Below are 17,816 nucleotides of genomic sequence, written 5' to 3'. Positions count from 1 at the left end.
AATCCTTTCATAATCACGTCATACAAATACCCACATTTTGTACATTATCAATTACTTCCATTTTCCATACTGGATTTCAACGCTTTCCAACTCTATTTCCCTACGTTGCATTTTGGGCGGACAAATCCCATTATATGTACGTACTTTCTCATTAATATCTTCAATTCGATTGTTTAATTCAGATTCTTCTTCATTCATTTTTCTCAAGCGAACCACCTCGGCTAGTGCTTCCCGAATTTCTTTTTGCCATTTTATCCAAAGCGGAAGAAAGCCGGCATCTTTGGCCTTCGCCAAGAAGTTATCATACATATTTCCCGAGAGCGCCGACTCCGGAAGTGGTTTTCCAAAGCCAGGATTATTCTTTAGACCGCCGTTCTTTTCATAATCGAGGAAAATCTGATCCATCCAGTTTACATGCCCCTGCTCTTTGCCCATAAACAATCCCCCTTCAGATCATTTTTACATCTTTTTACAATCATAACATTTTTTATCAACATTCACTCACCTGAAATATCATTCAACACACACTTTCTACTATTATATATGCCTTGCTTTCCGCAAACCATATTCATTCATTCCAATAAAAAAGGATTCCAATATTAACGGAATCCCTTTTTGCCATCTATTTAACAGTGATTTTCCTTGTTACAACTGCCTTATTCTTCGATATATCCGTCACTGTGTAAGTCAATGTATAGGAACCTTTTTTCTTCGTATTTACAGTCCCTGTTATTTTGATCTTACTTGTCAAACTTCCATCCAGATTATCTTTCGCGGATACACCGGATTTGGAATTGAATGTCGAGTTATAGGCAATGGTTTTACTTTTGGCTCCGGAAATGACGGGCTTGGTGCTGTCTATCGTAATCTTTCTGGTGACAGTACCTATATTTTTCGATTGGTCTGTGACTGTATACTTTAATGTATACGTTCCCTTTTTCTTCGTATTTACCGTACCCGTCACCTTGATTTTACTAGTCACGTTGCCATCCAGATTATCTTTCGCCGTTACGCCTGATTTAGGATTGAATGTCGAGTTATAAGCGATGGTCTTACTATTGGCTCCGGAGATGACGGGTTTGGTGCCATCTATGGTGATTTTTCTGGTGACTGTCGCAGTATTTTTCGATTGATCGGTGACCGTATACTTCAATGTATAGGTGCCCTTTTTCTTCGTGTTCACTGTACCCGTCACTTTTAATTTACTAGTCATGTTGCCATCGGCATTATCCTTGGCACTCACGTTTGTTTTGGGATTGAATGAAGAATTAAGTTTGATGGTTTTATTCCCGGCACCTGAAATCACTGGCTTAATCGTATCCTTTATAGGAACCACTGGACTTGATAGCCTATTGGAGATGTAAGCCGATGAAACATACCCCTTCATACTCTTGTCTTCCGTTTGTACGGGATACCAGACAAATTTATTTTCCTTAGACTTGTCATAGACAAATTCACCCGTGATGATCAAGATGGTATCCTTTGACACTGTTTTGTAGCCAGACGAGGTACTTGCTTGTTCCCGTATTTTCACGCTGGACGACGTCACCACTTTGTCTCCTGCCTTGAACCAATAAACAGAGTCATGCGTTTGATCAGCCAGTGTGTATACAAGATTTTTAAAGATGATATTTTCAGTGCTTTCCCGATCATATTGAAAGTCCGTTGTTTTGAATGGATATTTTGCTAGTATTGTATCATTCAAATAGCTTTGGTTTTCTATCTCGGCAAAAACTTCCTCTTGGTAGGCATTCACATTTATTTTCCCGTTTTCCTGGTAAAGTGGACTGTTAACCGGTTTTGTCCCATTGTATGCCATGACAGGGAAATACCAATTTTCGATGACCCTGCGTCCCGCGCCTGTTATTTTCGGCAGATCATAATCATTTCTTGAATACATACCGCTCAGGACCTCGACGCCAGCCTCGATATTGTAGACTATATCATTTTCCAGCTTTTTCTGGTCATACCCAGTTTTATTGGTAAGCTGCATTAGACCGATACCGCCATCGGCGGATATAATCGGTTTACCGTCATCATTAAATTGTCTCCAATCCCCATTTTCCTGTGTAGCCACAGCTTTTACCACTTCAGGGGGGATTTCAGCCTTAATTGCCGCATTCGTCAGTAAGCAGTTAATCTTCTCATGGGAAGGGTTTTCATTCGGTTGGATTTCACCAAATGATGAGCACGCATTGGTTAATCCAGACTCAGCAAAAGCCTGTCCATTGAACATGCTGAATGTTAAACTGGTCAAGATTCCAACCTTCATTATAGATATCTTCATCAATCGTAAACTCCAGTCTATTTATATTTAAATCTATAATTATAGTAACATGATAAACTGGTCATTGCAGGCATAAAAAGGTATATTACCCTAAATTATCTTGTATCTGCCAATTCTCAGAACAAAGGAGCTTACCCATATTTTCGGGAAGCTCCTTTGTTTTCAAATCACAAAACTATGTATGGTGCAAGATCATACGATTACTTCCACCGGTTCTCTTGGTTTCCTTACCAAACACATGATACCCGGTACGATGAAGAAGATAAGCGGCCATACATGAAAGATCGTCAGTATACCTGTAATGATCAATAAGATTCCTGCTGGCTTCGCTTTACCTCCTTTTAATAGAAAGATAGCGATCAAGCCGCCTGCTAAGGCAAGGAACAATGATATGATACCCGCCCATAGTATGCCCATGAATAACTTGATAGACATATCAACCTCAGACGTTGAAAACTGTGAATCTGTTATGGATGAGTAGTCCACCATTTCCGTCAAATTGATACTGTTGATATAAATTGCCGCTAAAATCGTCACGATCAAAGAAATCGCAGCGATACTCACGCCAATGATACTTAATACGAATTCCCATGTGCGTTTCAATTGCTTCGCCCCCCTAGAAAAGTCACTTATATATAATACCCAATCCGGGAAGGAATAAAAGTCTTTTATACCTTCATCGACAAAATCCTGATAAGTTCATTTGGCATTATCATCAATAAGACAAATGATCGTAAAATTAATCCGATGAAAGGACCAATCTGAGCTTGACTCTTCTCAAAAAAAAGACAGGTGATAATCAAAAAAAAACACCCATCCATCCTTAAAAAGCTGCAAAATGGAAAACGGCCTGGATAACAGAGGCTAAAATACGTTCCTCTTCGCAATCAGCGCCACCATTTGTTCGACAGAAGGTTCTTTGGGCATCATATCCAGTGAAAATCCTAATTCTTCAAGTCTCTGGCCAGTACTTTTCCCGATTACCCCGATGGAGGCGTGATTTAGCAACGCTTCAACATCCACGTCAGCCTTGTTCCCGTATTGCATCAGCACATCGACTGAATGCCGATTCGAAAAAAGTACCGTATCAACAGCTTTCTCGACTAGCATTCTCGGAAGAATTTCAAGGAATCTTTCATCGACAAATTTATCGATGGATTGAAAATAATCCCCGTCCCCGTAAGCAGGATCTCTTTGGTCCTTGCTGCGATCTCCAATGACCAATAAGGTTCCGGCTTCTTCCATCTCGGATTTGAGCTCGGCCATTAGTCCACGTTGCTGTATAACCATCTTCGATTTTCTTGATATTACATAAAGTTTTGAAGAAATACGGCGGAAATCAATAGCATATTCAGTGAGTAAATCCAAGAATCCATGGACACTTTCAGGTGAAGTGAAGAGAATGCGATCATATAAAAGAAAAGAGAGCAGCTGACTTTCATCTATTTTCACTTTTGCAGTCATCCATTTAGGAAACTCGATGACATCGCCCCCAAGTTCAAGCAGGGCTTCGGCCATGGAACTCTTTGCCGTTCCGGTTCGGGCCACTAAAAATTGTTGTCCGTATAGTGGCTTCTTTTCGAACCATTGCAGTTTTCCCCTAAGTGAAATGATATCTCCGACCAAGGTAATTGCAGGGTTTTGAAGCGACCTTTCATTTACCCTTTCGACGATATCGTCCAATGTCCCCTCGACCGTTTCTTGTCTTCCATATGTACCCCATTGAATGACGAGCACCGGCGTGTTCCCGGCCTTTCCATTACTAATCAAATTTTCGCGGATATAGGGAAGGTTGGTCACTCCCATATAAAATGCTACAGTATCTATACTATGTACAAGACCTTTCCAATCTATATCCTTCTTCGTACGGTCATGGCCTGTCACCATCGCAAAGGAACGTCCGTAATCCCGATGCGTAACGGGGACTCCTGCATACATGGCCGCGGCAATGCCTGAGGTGACCCCCGGAATGATTTCAAATGGGATCCCTTTATCTTTTAACGTTTCCGCTTCCTCCCCAACTCTTCCAAAAACGGCAGGGTCGCCGCCTTTCAAACGGACGACGCGATGTCCTGCCGATGCATTGGACACAAGCAGTTCATTGATTTCCCCTTGACTGATGCCATTCGTATATGGTGTCTTTCCGCAATATATCAACTCACAATCAAGAGTGGCAGCCTCCAATAGTTTGGGATTTAGCAGCCTATCATATAATATGATATCCGCTTTTTCAATCGCCTTTTGACCTTTTACGGTAATCAGGCCCTCATCACCCGGCCCTGCCCCGACAAAATAGACCTTGCCTTTGGTCATACCACTCTTCCCCCTATCTGCTTGCAATTCCCTGATAATACTTCACCAGCTCCACCATTGCACTGCCCATCCGTTGGTCTTCAGGATAAATGACCCGCTCAATTCCTTCATCGATTACGACCTGCGCCGTCACTTTTCCGACTGCAAGAGCAATTACCTCGGATGTAAACAAGTCGATTATTTTATCCTCCACACCTTGCTCACGGACAAACTTCATTAAGTTACGCGGCTGCGGTGCACTTGTGAACACAACGGAATCAATTTTTCCTTCAAGGATTTCTTGGGTCAGCTGTTGCATCGTTTCTTTTTCGGGCGGTATATGTTCGTATGGAAGGATTTCATTATGTTCCACTTTTTGTTCATCCAACCAGTTCATCAAAAGAGGCGCTGGATCGCCGTGAAGCTGCAAAGCGACCTTTACATCTCCAGACAGATGGCCTTCCAGATTGCGAACGAGCCCTGCCGTACTGCCATCATCATCACGGATTAATGGCTGCAGTCCGAGTTTTTTTAGCATATTCACCGTTTTATAGCCCCGAGCAGCTATCTTCATAGACATCAAAGCTTCTATGAAACGATCTCCCGCTTCCATCTTCACTGCCGTTTTATATAATAGTTCCGTCCCCACTCCCGTCGTGAGGATGATCCAATCGAACTCCCCTGCCATCAATCGGGTGACATCTTCTTCTAAATGGGAATCATCAAGGAATACCGTCCCCTGTGCCGGACGAACAAGCGGGACTCCCCCAAGATTATGAACAATCTTACTAAGTTCTTCCGTCTTCCTCGCTCCCAATAAAGCAATGGTCTTGCCATTAAGCTTACTCATCCATGTTCCTCCTATATGTACATTCAATTAAATCTATCTCACCCATTATACAAATTTTCAGTCTTTGAAACTATGGAAAACATATGACACTTCAAAACCCATGTCTTTTCTTTTATCTTATTTAAAACCATTGAACCCCATACAGCCAGTTTAAGTACCCCTACAAATAATCTCAATGATCATTTCCTCATATCCGAATATACAAGCATTAAATCGGCTACCTCTTCACCATCACACGAGATGCAATGTATGGCAGCCGACTTAATGAATGCTTCACCATCAAGTTTCCCCACTTCGTTCACCATTGAAATTACAAATATATCATCTTCCAGGTATTTAATAAAACCTTGAACATCCCCGTAACCACTATTGAAAAGTTCAACAGAAACCATGAAGTTATTTTCATGTGCAAAATCCAGAAAACTCAAAAGTAAATCTTCATTTCCATCAACGAATTCAATATGATTTTGTTTTTTTTCCAAATATAATTTCTTGATTTTCTTAATGTATTTCGTATTGACATTCATTTGGTGGATGCTGTCCATATAAAGCAAACTGTAACCATCATACATCCCTGTTGAAGCAATATTAGCTACCACGACAAAGACATCCGACACTTTTAAGATCATAGCCACACCGAATTTCCTTACATCATTTGCATCCGAGTATAATTCGACAAGTTCTTCTCTTTCCGCTATCTTAAGCAAATGTTTTTTCATCATTTAATTCCCTTTCTCCAAAATGTTATATATTCCCCTTTCTCCATGAAACGTCCATTTCCTCCCTTAACTTTTTTACCCAGTAAAAAAGACTGCCACCAGGACAGCCAGATTCAAGATTTTCACTTATTAATTTTTGTGCAAGGCCCTTAGGGCAATTTGCTCATGTTCCTTTTTCACAAAAACATCATATTGAGCAGTTTCATGGCGATTTTGAATGTGCTCGGAACCTAAATTCATAGGCGTTTTCGTTTTGAAATGTATCCCTTCGCTTTCCAATTTCGCTATCACCTTAAAATAATTATCATGTCCGAATGCCGTATAGATACACGTCCAATATTTATAGGAAATTAATTTAGCAGTTAATACACATGCAAACGCGACAACAAGTATTCCAATTATGATAAACACTTTTTTAGCTCCTTTTCATTTCGGATCTTTCGGTATTGTCATCCATTACACTATATTCTTTGCCCTATACACTATTTCCTTTTTAAACTGAACTTCTCTTTAACCAGACCAATCTCCCATAAAAAAGAGACCCCAGTTTCAGGTCTCCATCTACACATCAACTTTTATTTTTCCGGCACGTTACAAGAACCGTCCGTACATGCTTCGCCTGCTGCTGGATCATTCACCATTTGAAGCGGATTTTCCTCAGCCCAAACCTTTTTCAGCGTATCCAGGAACGCCTCTGTTGGCTGAGCGCCGGAGATGCCATACTTTCGGTTAATGACAAAGAATGGAACACCTGTAATTCCCAGCTGACTTCCTTCTTGCTCATCCCCTCTTACTTCCGCCGTGAATGCTTTCCCTGCCAGCATGGCTTCCGCCTCAGATTTTTCAAGGCCGGCTTCTTCAGCCAAACTGGCCAATGTAGCATGATCGCCAATATGTTTGCCTTCCGTAAAGTATGCTTGGAATAGGCGTTCATTCATTTCATTCGCTTTACCTTTTGATTCAGCAAAATGCATCAAGCGGTGGGCATCAAACGAATTCGTTAAGACCACCTTGTCCAAATGATAATTAAGTCCCAATTCTTTTGCCTGTTGGGTCAGGTTTTGGCTGCTCGCTTCCACGTCGGCTTGCGACATGCCGTATTTCTTCATAAGCATTTCAGTTTGGGTCATATTGATATCCCGTTTTGCCTCTGGATCCAACTCAAAACTGCGGAACGTAACCTCTACCTGATCTTTATTTTCAAATTGTTTTAAAGCCTCTGCAAATCGATGCTTCCCTATATAACAAAACGGACATTGATAATCCGACCAAATTTCTACCTTCATGTGAATACCCCCTCATTTTAAATGCAATCGCATTAAGCACATTATATATTTTAGGGTATCCTCTTGCAAGGATATTACCCTAGACACTCATTTTCAAAATTGGTGAAGTCGACCTTTTTCATGAATTCTTCTAATGTATAGCCCTTTAATAGGCGCAATGTTTCCTTTTCGGCTTCGTTCATGATTTCCTCCAAAGCCGTATCCAACTGCTTCACGACTTCACCGCATTCGCTCGTCTCCATACACACAAGACATTCCGGCCGTACCGTTTGATACACATCGGCCAAAGTAAGCTGTGACGCAGGCACCTTCAAGCTATACCCGCCATCCCTGCCTTCCTTAGTTTCGACGATCCCCGCAGATGCTAGCTGAGCCATCACCTTTCTTAAAAAAGTGGCATGTGAATTCACCTTTAAGGCGATTGCCGAACTTGTCAGGAGCCTTTCGCTTTGTGCGAGCCAAACCAATGAGTGAATGGCAATAGCAAACCGCGGCGGTCCAATTTGATTGTTGCGATTACCTGAAGACATGCTTATCCCCCCTTATACCACAGTCCATAGTAAGCCCATTATACTATGTTACGTTCTCTTAGAACAAATGGACTCTTTGACTTAATAAGCCAGGGATATTCCTTGGCTTATTTTTTCAAGCTTTAAATCGATTATTTTGACCGTTTAGCAGCATTTTTCGGCCTTTACCTGGAAATTCCGGCCGATACGCAGCTTTATTCGACCGTTTCACGGGATATTTCGATACTACTGGATGATTTGCACAATCTCATATAAATAAGCTTCTTCCGGTGCCTTTATTTTCTTCGACTCTTTCAAGTCGATCACCGGCACGGGTTCACCTTTATAGCTTCCTTTTTTTAATGTACCAGTAATGGTGTACCAATCATTCGTCTTCATCCCTTCCACATTTCCGTTGACCATATATCCGTATAACGTTGCATCCACTACACAGCAGGACATGGAGAGGCGGGAGATGGCCATTTGTTTTTTCGTAAATGTATCCTCACGATATATGAAACCCGAAAGTTCTATTTCCTTCCCCTCGATCGTATCGAGGTTATTCAGTAAATCATCCAGTACTTCAAAATAATTATCATCCGTTACGGAGATTTTCTCCTCATTCGCATGTTTCCCTGAATCATACGAACTTACCTTCTGTGCCTGCTGCTTCGCCATCCCTCTATTTTCCAGCACTTCCCCGCTTAATGTAAAGTCAGTCAGGATGAAGCCAAGAAGAATCGGAACAAAGAACAAACTATATTTCAGGACCAACGATGAAGACTCTCCATTCGATTCGCAGTCACAATGATGTACACCGTGTTTTTGTTTTTTCAGCCGGAGTAGACTGATGACTAAAAATGCAAAAAGCGCCGCCAATGCATAGGGAACCATTTTAGGTGCAATCAATTTCGTTAAATGACCAGAAACATACAATTTAAAAATCATGAGACCCAATCCAAGCAGCAGTAAGCCCTCAAGTTTTTGGATAAAATATCGTTTCATCACACTCCCCCCTTACTGATCAATCCGCCAGCAATCAGGCATAGGCTAAAGACAACGGCGAAAACAAGCAATACATATGTGATGACAAAGCTCCGTTTAAAGCAGGACATCATGATCAGGACATTTTTCAAATCCAGCATGGGCCCAAATACAAGGAAACCGAGTATGGAGCCTGGCAGAAAACTATGGGAAAAGGAAGCGGCAACGAATGCATCAGCTGACGAGCAGAGCGAAAGCACAAAAGCTATTCCCATCATCAACGCCGTCCCTTTTATCGGCGCCTGCCCTATATCGGCCATTACTGTTCGATCCATAAGCACTTGAAATAGGCTGGCAAACAAGGCACCGATGATAAAGTATCTGCCGACCATAAAAAATTCCTGTGAGGTATGAACGATGAAGCTTGTCCACTTACTGGAGGGAATATCGTGGTGATGATCGTGAACTGGTACTATCTTCTCCTCTTTGACCACATCTTTATTGCTGAATATATAAATGAATAAACCTACGATCACGGCCGTTAAGACACAGAGAATGATTCTCCCGTATAGAATGGACGGATTATTTTGAAACGCATAATAAGTTGAGCCGAACACTATGACATTCAATATTGGGGCCGTTACGAGTAAGACAACACCTGCATGTACCGGAATACCCTTTTGAACGAGCCTCCTCACGACCGGAATGATGGCACATTCGCAAACTGGAATGATCAACGCTGCCCCGATTGCAGCAAAAATGGCCGTCAAGGGGCTTTTTGGTATCATCCGCTGAATGACTTCTTCACTGATGAACAGCTGGATGAACGAAGATGCAATGGCACCGAGGAACAGGAATGGAATCGATTCTAAAAACAACCCCAAAAATACGACGCACACAGAATGCAGCATCGGGTAGCCCGAGAAATCAATTACTTTTGGCATAAACACATCGCCTAGAAAAAAGAATGCCAGCAGCAAAAACAACAGCGTCCATAACAGCAAATTGACCGTGTATCGTTTCAATAGCATGTTCAACCACCTCGCAAATCATAATTATTACGATTTAAGTTTTGATTCGGTCTAGTCTATGCTTTTGATAGGATGAACATGACAAAAAACAGAAGAAGAATGGAAGACAATCTTCCACCCTCACTTATTTCTTCGATATAGATCCCTAGTCTTGTAGCCCTCTCCTAGAATCATTTTCATTTCCTGGCGCCGCTTTACTTGGGTCGCCTCTTGTTTTGCACTATAAACGTAGCGAGCCCAATCTTTACGATATCCTGGTGTAAGGGATTGATAGAACGCAAGTAAATCAGGGGAATCCTGCAAATCTTTCTCAATCTCCTGAATCATTTCGATATAATCATCAACTGATTGGCTTGCTTTGGTAGATGAACGGTTTCTATTTTTCGAATCTTCTTTTAGCCCGACTACGGTAAAGACTTCATCCAATCCAACCATACGTGCAAACTTTATGTCACTTGAGCCAACATAACCGTTTTCATCCGCACCAAGGCCCTGCATCAAATCATCACGATGAATATATGTAGCATATTCCTTATTCCCCTTCTTGGGATATGCCACATACATATAACCGTTTTTACTCAAATGATTTTTCTCTATCACCTTATTCACGATTCTTTTTAAAGAATCCATATCTAATACAAAGGTAAATATAAGATCATACGCACCTTCTTTAAGCTCTGTATCGTAATTCGGCAGCTCCGCTAAATAATCCGCCCCGGATGGTATATCCAAGACTGCCACCCGTTTATATCTATGTAAATTCAGTTTTCCGACTATTGTTTTAGTCATCGCATTCACCCGACCATTTCGTTCAGTTTATCTTCAGTTTAAAAGTTTCCCATTTGGTCCGCAACTTTTGATAGTCTATCCTATTTAAAACGGCAAAAAAAAGACGAAGAGTAAACCCTCCGTCTTTTTTATTACAGGGCATAGATTTAGAATTCCCCCAGCTGTAAGCATATAAATTTTTTTACCCTTCTCTTTTCAGTAATGAAGTTACTTTTAATAAAAAACATCTCTATTTTTTATGATAAACTTATATGGTAGAGTGTTATGAAAAGAAGAAACTCCTGCCTGCTCTTTTTTTTGACTCACCTTATATGAACATTCGTGATTTCTGTTAACCACGTAATGGGGTCAATTACAGGCATAAACCTAAGTTATGCGCATAGCATGATAGGGTATCGCTGCTCAAGAAAAATCAAATACCTGGAAATGCAGACCTGACTTCAGATCTATTTCATCCGTTAACAAGCAGAAGAGCCGATCTTTGAATCCTGGTCTTACCAATGAAACAAACCTTTTCGAGGTATCTCTTAACACTCTCACTCAATAGAAGCCTTCCTTACAAGCATGATGTCGCACCCCTACAATCATGAATCACACATATCCCAGCAATGAATCGAAATCATGAATCCATTTGTTCTCCAGATCGGTTTAGAGTGTTTTTTAATAATTCACCATCTTCTTAGTTTTTTATGCATTCGTCATGCAGTCCGATATCCCTTTATTTTTCCTATATCAAAAAATCAGTGATGCTTTCAAATGGGGTGTCACAAATGGGGGAGTTCATATGAATTTTATCGAGTATGATTTGCTATTTGCATCAAGAAACCAATTAATAGAGGAAATTACGGATTTGGATGAAAATATGCTGCACCATAGGCCTGTGCCTGAAGTATGGAACGTCGCCCAAATTTGTCATCACTTATATCTCACGGAACAGGTATTTACTGAAGCTATAGCTCATGGCCTTGGCGAAAGGGATTTTCATAATATCATTCAAAAAAACATTTACTTCGTTACTGATAGAACAAGGAAATTCACATCCCCTGATATCATTTCACCCTCTCCAAACCCATTTCAATTATCGAACCTCATGGATTTACTGGGAGAATCAAGGGATCGATTATTACAGGTTCTTTATGATATGGATACAGATACCGTCTTAAATAGAAAGAAGGCCAAGCATCCGCTGTTCGGGGACCTATCTTTGGATCAATGGATTGAATTATTATCCTTACATGAACAAAGGCATGTCAAACAAATACAAGAAATAAAGGCCGCCCTTATTTAAGCCTTCAATGACAATATCGGCCATAATTATTCGTAATCAGCGGTCGACAAGCTAAATGGAGCATACGCTTTGTTAGTCATACCTATCGATTTTCAAACAAATAAAGAGACCACTTCATTTTGTGGTCTTCTTTCATGCATACTATAGAATCGAACGCAACTGTCATGGGCTACATAGAGTGCTCGAAAAATCAAATGGATAGATAGACAGAACCCATATTTATCTATCAAGATAATACTTTTAGTTTCCTTTTGATCTGTGTTGCGAAGATTTCAAGACAGATTGCAATTATCAGGATAAAATAAGTGATTGCTCCAATTTCACTCAAGTCAAAGTAAAATCCACTTGCCATGAACATATCGAAGCCGATTCCTCCTGCGCCTGCAGCTGCCCCCATTGCTACCGCCACTGCAAAATTGATTTCAAAGCGCATGAAAGTCCATGAAATGATGTAAGTGATCGAAGATGGAATGATGACTTGGAACACGATCTGCCACCAATTCGCACCGCTTGCTTGCAGAGCTTCTATAGCACCTTTATCAATTTCCTCGAAGGATTCCGAGTAGGCCTTTACAAGGTAACTTATGGAGTGAAACGTCATCCCTATAACTGCCGCAACACTGCCCAATCCTGCTGCGACTGCAAAAATGAGTACCCATAACACGGTAGGAACGGCTCTAATCAGGGCAACCGATCCCTTTATGATAACCGATAATGGCTTGGACGAGATATTTCCAGCCGCTAATAGTCCCAACAACATGGCGATGATTGCACCAAATAGTGTCGTTAAGAAAGCTAAACCTAATGTAATCGACACTTGATAAAGCGCTTGAGTAAAGGTAAAGTGCTTCAAATGCGGCTCAAGAAACATGGTCTTCAAATTGTCGACGGTCAATAATAGCGCGTCCCATAGTTTAACATCCTTATAATCAAAACTGGCAAATGCATAAATAGTCAAAACTGCAAGTACCAGCACACTCAACCTAATGGCGATTGAAGATTTCGAGAAGGGCTTTTTGGATAATCGTTCAAGTAGCATTTTATCTAACTCCTGGCCAGTAGGAGAAGGAAATGGTTTGATTGGACCCTCTGCCTGCATTATAAAATCACCCTCCTCACATAATTTGAGATCAATTCAATACTTAATATCGAAATGATGATCGTAATGACGACAAGACTGGCAATGTCATAACTCAAGTTTTTATAATAAAGATTAAACGTAAAACCAATACCCGATCCTGTAAGCAGTCCGACCAATGTTGCATTCCTGATATTCGTTTCAATCATAAAAAGTACCCAGCTGATCATTTGCGGAATTGTTGAAGGGATAACAGACTGCGAAATGACGGTTAGATAACTTGCGCCGGTTGTCTGCAATGCTTCTACGGAACTGCAGCTCACTTCATCGATCGTTTCGATGAAAGCTCTTGTTAAAAAACCGAAAGATCCAAAAAACAAGGCAAAATAACCGGTCAAGGAACTTTGTCCAAATGAAAATAACAGAACCAACGCCCATATTGAGACATCAATATTCCTAAATAAAACCGCTACCCCACGGCTAAAACCTCCGAAAAAAGCATTCACTCTTGTCGTATTGGAACCCAATATTGCAAATACAAAGGCCAATATTCCCGCGAATGTTGTTGCAGCAACGGATATTAAAAGTGTTTCTTTCAGCTTTATCAAAATATCTGGCAGTTTGGTAAGCGACTCTTTTGTTGGATAAAAATTCGATAACGACCATTGTATGGCCTTAGGAACGGAAGTAACCCCTTTTGCGATGCTGAATTCTGTAATGATAATGGAAACAGCCGTCACAGCTCCAATAAGCAAAAACAATACAAGTGAATTTCTTCTCTTTTTTGCAAAAACATCAGCCGACATGGGAACCTCCCAAATCAAAAATCAACTTCCCTTCATCTGATCCATAAATCTGATGGATATCATTCGAGGTTATATTTTGAGTTGTGCCATTGAAAACAACCTTGCCACCATTCACACCGATGATTCGATCCGAATATTTCAGGGCAACATCGACTTGATGCAGGTTGACTACTACCGTGATTCCCATGGAAGTGCAGATATTCCTTAAATGATCCATAATCACTTTGGAAGAATTCGGGTCAAGAGAGGCAATCGGTTCATCGCACAATAGCAATTTAGGATTTTGGATAAGTGCCCGAGCAATTCCAACCCGCTGTTTCTGGCCTCCGCTCAACTGATCGGACCTTTTATAGATTTGATCTTCCAGACCGAGAATTTGGAGAACTTTAGCTGCCTGAAGTTTCTCCTCTTCGCTATAAAGGCCAAGGATTCCAGCCAGTGTAGATTTATAGCCTAATCGTCCATGCAGGGTATTTTCAATCACACTTAGTCTATTTACAAGATTATAATGTTGAAAAACCATCCCTATTTTCCTGCGTACCTTCTTTAACTCCCTTTTATTCACCTTGTATACATGATCATTATCAAAAATGATTTCTCCGCTAGAAGCATCGATCATCCTATTGATGCATCGAAGAAGAGTTGATTTCCCTGCCCCAGATGGCCCTATGATCGAAACGAACTCTCCTTCTTTCACAGTGAAGTCAATATTGGATAACGCCTTTGTACCATTTCCAAAATGTTTTGAGACATTTTTCACTTCCAATAATGTTTTCATGTATGATCCTCCTACATTCTACTGCCCTTATTTAGATAATTCCCGAATTGGATTGAACCAGTCATCCTCAACTTCTACCAATCTTTCTTTTCCGCTCACCCGTTTAAATAGACCTGATAACTTAGAATCTTCTGGTACAAAAACTTTCTCGTTATTTGCTATTTCATCAGACATCAACGTTTCAAGAATTTTTTCACGTGTTTCCTCACTGACTAATTCGGTGTTAACAACGAAAGGTGCATTCAAAACTGGAGTCACTGAAATGAGTGAGAATGTCTTATCTACAACTGTGTTGAAGGGTTCAGCTGCATCCTTCTTTACTTTATACACGGCACCTGCTTTATTTTCTTCCCCATCAGCCAGCTCCACATAATTATTGACACATGTGTCACAAAAAGCTGCCACTTCCGCTTTCCCGGTTAAAAGATTTACAGCGGATCCTTGGTGTGAACCGCCATAAAGCACTTCACTGAAGAATTTATCTTTCCCGCCTTCCAATAAATCCTCGGCCTTTAATTCCTTAAACTTATCTTGCTGCGAAAAATAATCAACGATTCCTGTGGAAGGAACTTTGAAGCCAGATGTAGAGCTATTTGATACGAAGGAGAACTTTTTCCCTTGGATACCGTCTATCTTGTATTCGCCGTTAATTTTATAGTCATCTGCATTTTGAACAGCCAGCCAGCTTTTATAGACTGCATCATCCAACGTACCTGATTCACCGCTTGGAACAACTAGAGGTTGAACCTTATCGTTTTTGTTATTTGCTTCAATATAGCCTTGTGCCCCCAGGAAAGCTAAATCTGCGTTTCCATTAGCAATTGCCTCGATTGCAATGTTATAATCCGTAGTGGTCTTATGTTCGACTTTCTTTCCTGTGGCATCCTCTAAGATCTTCCCGATTTCATCGCGGGCTTCCCCTAAATCTTCCCCGGATTCATTTGGCAGCCATGCTATGGTTAATGTATCATCTTCATTTGCACCTGTTGAACTACTAGAAGAACAGCCTGTAAACACCAGTAACATAACTAACATCAATATGGACATCATCGATTTTTTCACGTTAAATTTCCCCTCCAGTTTAAAAGATCTTTTCTTATTTCGGTCACTTCCCATATAACAATACCGGTACAATACTAACCTGTTGTTAAGAGGGCTGAATATTCAGTAAAATTTATGTGAATCAATCGTTAAATTTATTGAACAGCTTGAGTAAAGCATCCATTCTGTATGCTGTATTCTTTATTTACTAACCGATTCATGAACTCCAAGTCATGAAAAATGCCCAGCATGGTCGTTCCTTCGTTCATTAGCTGTTCCAGCAGGGTTTTTACCTTCACTTTAGAATCGTGATCCAAACTTGCTGTCGGTTCATCCAACAGGAGGAGCCTCGGCCTTTTCACCATTGCTCTTGCTATATTTAACCTTAGCTTCTCTCCTCCTGAAAAGGTAGCAGGGTAACTGTCCCATAGCTCTGTTCCTATTTCAAAGTGGTCGAGGATTTTTTCTGTTTCAATATTGGCCATTTCCCTGGTTTGTCCCATTTCAAGGATGGCCCCGGTAACGAGCTCCCTTGCTGTAGTCCTTGGCATGACATTTAAAAATTGGGACACATAGCCTATCTCATGCTTACGCAGGTAAATCATTTCCCTTTCAGTAGCTTTTGCTAGATTAATCGCACCATAGTGGGAAGATTCATACCAGATGTCTCCTTCTTGAACCTGATAGGTACCATAAATCGATTTTAAGATCGTTGATTTTCCGCTGCCGCTCTTGCCTGTAATGCCGATAAATTCCCCTTTTTTCACTGTGATCGTAATGTTGCTAACCGCATGGATATGCTTGCGTTGATTATGTAAAATAAAAGACTTGGATAAATCTTTGATCTCCAATATGTTCTCCACTTTGCCACCCGCTTTCTAAAATTTAAATCCTGTAATTCGTTTTTTGAATCAATTTCCCATCTACGATCACAGTTGTTATGACAGGGAAATCACCAGAAATTTTTTCAATAATAAGTATGTCAGCCTTTTTCCCTTCGTGAATCGATCCAATTTCGTCTTCCATCTTGACTGCCTTTGCGGGATTAATCGTAACTAGCTTAAACATATCGACAAGGTCCATCCCATGGTTTTCAACTAATTCAAACATTGAATGGAGCAGGGCTGCAGGGTAATAATCACTGCATAATATGTCTATACTTCCATCTTGAATAGCTTCAGAAGCACTTAAGTTCCCGCTGTGAGAACCTCCCAAAAGCACATTGGGTGCACCGGCTATGGTATACATCCCCATATCATGGGCCTTACGGGCAATCTCAAGTGTGATTGGAAATTCACTTATACTCGTTCCAAAGCTGTGAACCAATTCAAGCTTCTCTATTGAATCATCATCATGTGAGGCAACGGCAATATTGTTTTCTCTTGCTAGCAGTGCAATTTCCTTCATTCTTTCAATCGTCAGCTTTTCTTTCACTTGATGAGTCCGGATCATCACATCAATGGCTTCATCACTATAATCGTTATATCCTCTTAAAGTGTTTCGATAAATCTCTAGATGCCGATACTGCCCTTGTCCTGGAGTGTGGTCCATGAATGAGACCAGATGCACCTTCTTTTCCGAAACATATTCTTTTAAACTATCAATATCCTCCAAATTATCGATTTCATAACGGGCATGAAACCGATGACGGACCAGGTGCTTCATCTTATGTGTTTGATCAATTAAGTCAATAAGCTTTCTTACATTCTCAGGCTCCCGAATTGGCTTATATGCGTATTCAGTAGATTTATAGAGAGATAGAGAGTGAAACATGGTCGTAATCCCATGCGTAATCAGTTCCTTTTCCGTTTCCCTTAAGCTCAAATGAAAATTCATTAAAGAAGTGGGGCGCGGCGCAGTCATATGTTCAATATAATCCGAATGGAGATCAATAAAACCAGGTGTAACATATCCCCCCAAAGCGTCCAGCACCTCCATCTCAGGACTCGTTTCGATTTCTCCCACAGGTGCAATCCGGCTAATTCTATCATCCTTAATTAAGAGATCATGGTCCATCAATATCGAGTCTTCCGTTATTATTTTTCCATTTTTAATCAGCAACATTGTCTTTTCCCCCA

General features: G+C 40.8%; 19 protein-coding genes. 1 reads left to right on the top strand and 18 read right to left on the bottom strand.

Features of this window, described 5'->3' with window-relative positions; translation table 11 throughout:
• Positions 1-51: 51 nt before the first annotated feature.
• The 12 genes from ACFWE9_RS02610 to ACFWE9_RS02555 all read right to left on the bottom strand — a co-directional run bounded on the left by ACFWE9_RS02610 (position 52) and on the right by ACFWE9_RS02555 (position 10,747).
• A complete protein-coding gene (locus ACFWE9_RS02610; RefSeq protein WP_230154521.1) occupies positions 52-435 on the bottom strand; it encodes a DnaJ family domain-containing protein in 384 nt (127 codons plus the stop codon).
• A 187-nt stretch (positions 436-622) separates the two neighbouring features.
• Positions 623-2,287 carry an immunoglobulin-like domain-containing protein gene (locus ACFWE9_RS02605; protein WP_230154519.1) on the bottom strand — a complete coding sequence of 555 codons (1,665 nt, stop codon included), beginning with the start codon at positions 2,285-2,287 and terminating at the stop codon, positions 623-625.
• 192 nt (positions 2,288-2,479) lie between these two features.
• The gene (locus tag ACFWE9_RS02600; protein WP_230154516.1) at positions 2,480-2,890 is read right to left on the bottom strand and encodes a DUF4064 domain-containing protein; all 411 of its coding nucleotides are present in this window, start codon (positions 2,888-2,890) and stop codon (positions 2,480-2,482) included.
• Between the two features lie 261 nt (positions 2,891-3,151).
• On the bottom strand, positions 3,152-4,600 hold the full coding sequence (gene cobA / locus ACFWE9_RS02595) for a uroporphyrinogen-III C-methyltransferase (protein WP_230154514.1): 1,449 nt from the start codon (positions 4,598-4,600) through the stop codon (positions 3,152-3,154).
• A 13-nt stretch (positions 4,601-4,613) separates the two neighbouring features.
• Positions 4,614-5,429, bottom strand: a complete 816-nt coding sequence (locus ACFWE9_RS02590; protein ID WP_230154513.1) for a uroporphyrinogen-III synthase — start codon at positions 5,427-5,429, stop codon at positions 4,614-4,616.
• Positions 5,430-5,608: 179 nt separating this feature from the next.
• The gene (locus ACFWE9_RS02585; RefSeq protein ID WP_230154512.1) at positions 5,609-6,151 is read right to left on the bottom strand and encodes a hypothetical protein; all 543 of its coding nucleotides are present in this window, start codon (positions 6,149-6,151) and stop codon (positions 5,609-5,611) included.
• Between the two features lie 126 nt (positions 6,152-6,277).
• Entirely contained in the window at positions 6,278-6,559 is a 282-nt protein-coding gene (locus ACFWE9_RS02580; protein ID WP_230154511.1) for a hypothetical protein, read from the bottom strand.
• Between the two features lie 164 nt (positions 6,560-6,723).
• Entirely contained in the window at positions 6,724-7,434 is a 711-nt protein-coding gene (locus tag ACFWE9_RS02575; protein WP_230154510.1) for a DsbA family oxidoreductase, read from the bottom strand.
• Positions 7,435-7,508: 74 nt separating this feature from the next.
• Positions 7,509-7,964, bottom strand: coding sequence for an RrF2 family transcriptional regulator (locus ACFWE9_RS02570; protein ID WP_377355439.1), 456 nt, complete (start codon positions 7,962-7,964; stop codon positions 7,509-7,511).
• A 225-nt stretch (positions 7,965-8,189) separates the two neighbouring features.
• Positions 8,190-8,948, bottom strand: coding sequence for a TIGR03943 family putative permease subunit (locus tag ACFWE9_RS02565; protein WP_377355437.1), 759 nt, complete (start codon positions 8,946-8,948; stop codon positions 8,190-8,192).
• Complete coding sequence (locus ACFWE9_RS02560) at positions 8,948-9,958, bottom strand: permease (RefSeq protein ID WP_230154507.1); 1,011 nt, start codon at positions 9,956-9,958, stop codon at positions 8,948-8,950. Before ACFWE9_RS02560 ends, ACFWE9_RS02565 begins: the two co-directional genes overlap by 1 nt.
• A 120-nt stretch (positions 9,959-10,078) precedes the next feature.
• Positions 10,079-10,747, bottom strand: a complete 669-nt coding sequence (locus ACFWE9_RS02555) for a YdeI/OmpD-associated family protein (protein WP_230154505.1) — start codon at positions 10,745-10,747, stop codon at positions 10,079-10,081.
• 784 nt (positions 10,748-11,531) lie between these two features.
• On the opposite strand from ACFWE9_RS02555, the gene ACFWE9_RS02550 reads away from it, so the two are divergent.
• Positions 11,532-12,035, top strand: coding sequence for a DinB family protein (locus ACFWE9_RS02550; RefSeq protein WP_230154503.1), 504 nt, complete (start codon positions 11,532-11,534; stop codon positions 12,033-12,035).
• 226 nt (positions 12,036-12,261) lie between these two features.
• Here the strand turns inward: ACFWE9_RS02550 and ACFWE9_RS02545 are convergent, their stop codons facing one another.
• The 6 genes from ACFWE9_RS02545 to phnM all read right to left on the bottom strand — a co-directional run bounded on the left by ACFWE9_RS02545 (position 12,262) and on the right by phnM (position 17,802).
• Positions 12,262-13,134 (bottom strand): PhnE/PtxC family ABC transporter permease, encoded by an 873-nt coding sequence (locus tag ACFWE9_RS02545; RefSeq protein ID WP_377355434.1) that lies wholly within the window; start codon positions 13,132-13,134, stop codon positions 12,262-12,264.
• A complete protein-coding gene (locus ACFWE9_RS02540) occupies positions 13,134-13,919 on the bottom strand; it encodes a PhnE/PtxC family ABC transporter permease (protein ID WP_230154501.1) in 786 nt (261 codons plus the stop codon). The genes ACFWE9_RS02545 and ACFWE9_RS02540 overlap by 1 nt, the downstream gene beginning before the upstream one ends.
• Complete coding sequence (phnC, locus tag ACFWE9_RS02535) at positions 13,909-14,697, bottom strand: phosphonate ABC transporter ATP-binding protein (RefSeq protein WP_098369895.1); 789 nt, start codon at positions 14,695-14,697, stop codon at positions 13,909-13,911. The genes ACFWE9_RS02540 and phnC overlap by 11 nt, the downstream gene beginning before the upstream one ends.
• 27 nt (positions 14,698-14,724) lie before the next feature.
• On the bottom strand, positions 14,725-15,759 hold the full coding sequence (phnD, locus tag ACFWE9_RS02530) for a phosphate/phosphite/phosphonate ABC transporter substrate-binding protein (RefSeq protein WP_230154499.1): 1,035 nt from the start codon (positions 15,757-15,759) through the stop codon (positions 14,725-14,727).
• A gap of 134 nt (positions 15,760-15,893) precedes the next feature.
• Positions 15,894-16,601, bottom strand: a complete 708-nt coding sequence (locus tag ACFWE9_RS02525; protein WP_230154490.1) for a phosphonate C-P lyase system protein PhnL — start codon at positions 16,599-16,601, stop codon at positions 15,894-15,896.
• 22 nt (positions 16,602-16,623) lie between these two features.
• Positions 16,624-17,802 (bottom strand): phosphonate metabolism protein PhnM, encoded by a 1,179-nt coding sequence (gene phnM, locus ACFWE9_RS02520; protein WP_230154488.1) that lies wholly within the window; start codon positions 17,800-17,802, stop codon positions 16,624-16,626.
• Positions 17,803-17,816: the final 14 nt, after the last annotated feature.

The organism is Peribacillus sp. NPDC060253, assembly GCF_042727425.1.
Taxonomy (GTDB): domain Bacteria; phylum Bacillota; class Bacilli; order Bacillales; family DSM-1321; genus Peribacillus.
This window is presented reverse-complemented; position numbering and strand designations above follow the sequence as displayed.

Coding starts and splice junctions, on each gene's coding strand:
- ACFWE9_RS02610 (WP_230154521.1), bottom strand. CDS start 435: ATGGGCAAAGAGCAGGGGCATGTAAACTGGATGGATCAGATTTTCCTC.
- ACFWE9_RS02605 (WP_230154519.1), bottom strand. CDS start 2,287: ATGAAGATATCTATAATGAAGGTTGGAATCTTGACCAGTTTAACATTC.
- cobA (WP_230154514.1), bottom strand. CDS start 4,600: ATGACCAAAGGCAAGGTCTATTTTGTCGGGGCAGGGCCGGGTGATGAG.
- ACFWE9_RS02590 (WP_230154513.1), bottom strand. CDS start 5,429: ATGAGTAAGCTTAATGGCAAGACCATTGCTTTATTGGGAGCGAGGAAG.
- ACFWE9_RS02585 (WP_230154512.1), bottom strand. CDS start 6,151: ATGATGAAAAAACATTTGCTTAAGATAGCGGAAAGAGAAGAACTTGTC.
- ACFWE9_RS02575 (WP_230154510.1), bottom strand. CDS start 7,434: ATGAAGGTAGAAATTTGGTCGGATTATCAATGTCCGTTTTGTTATATA.
- ACFWE9_RS02570 (WP_377355439.1), bottom strand. CDS start 7,964: ATGTCTTCAGGTAATCGCAACAATCAAATTGGACCGCCGCGGTTTGCT.
- ACFWE9_RS02565 (WP_377355437.1), bottom strand. CDS start 8,948: ATGAAACGATATTTTATCCAAAAACTTGAGGGCTTACTGCTGCTTGGA.
- ACFWE9_RS02560 (WP_230154507.1), bottom strand. CDS start 9,958: ATGCTATTGAAACGATACACGGTCAATTTGCTGTTATGGACGCTGTTG.
- ACFWE9_RS02555 (WP_230154505.1), bottom strand. CDS start 10,747: ATGACTAAAACAATAGTCGGAAAACTGAATTTACATAGATATAAACGG.
- ACFWE9_RS02550 (WP_230154503.1), top strand. CDS start 11,532: ATGAATTTTATCGAGTATGATTTGCTATTTGCATCAAGAAACCAATTA.
- ACFWE9_RS02545 (WP_377355434.1), bottom strand. CDS start 13,134: ATGCAGGCAGAGGGTCCAATCAAACCATTTCCTTCTCCTACTGGCCAG.
- ACFWE9_RS02540 (WP_230154501.1), bottom strand. CDS start 13,919: ATGTCGGCTGATGTTTTTGCAAAAAAGAGAAGAAATTCACTTGTATTG.
- phnC (WP_098369895.1), bottom strand. CDS start 14,697: ATGAAAACATTATTGGAAGTGAAAAATGTCTCAAAACATTTTGGAAAT.
- phnM (WP_230154488.1), bottom strand. CDS start 17,802: ATGTTGCTGATTAAAAATGGAAAAATAATAACGGAAGACTCGATATTG.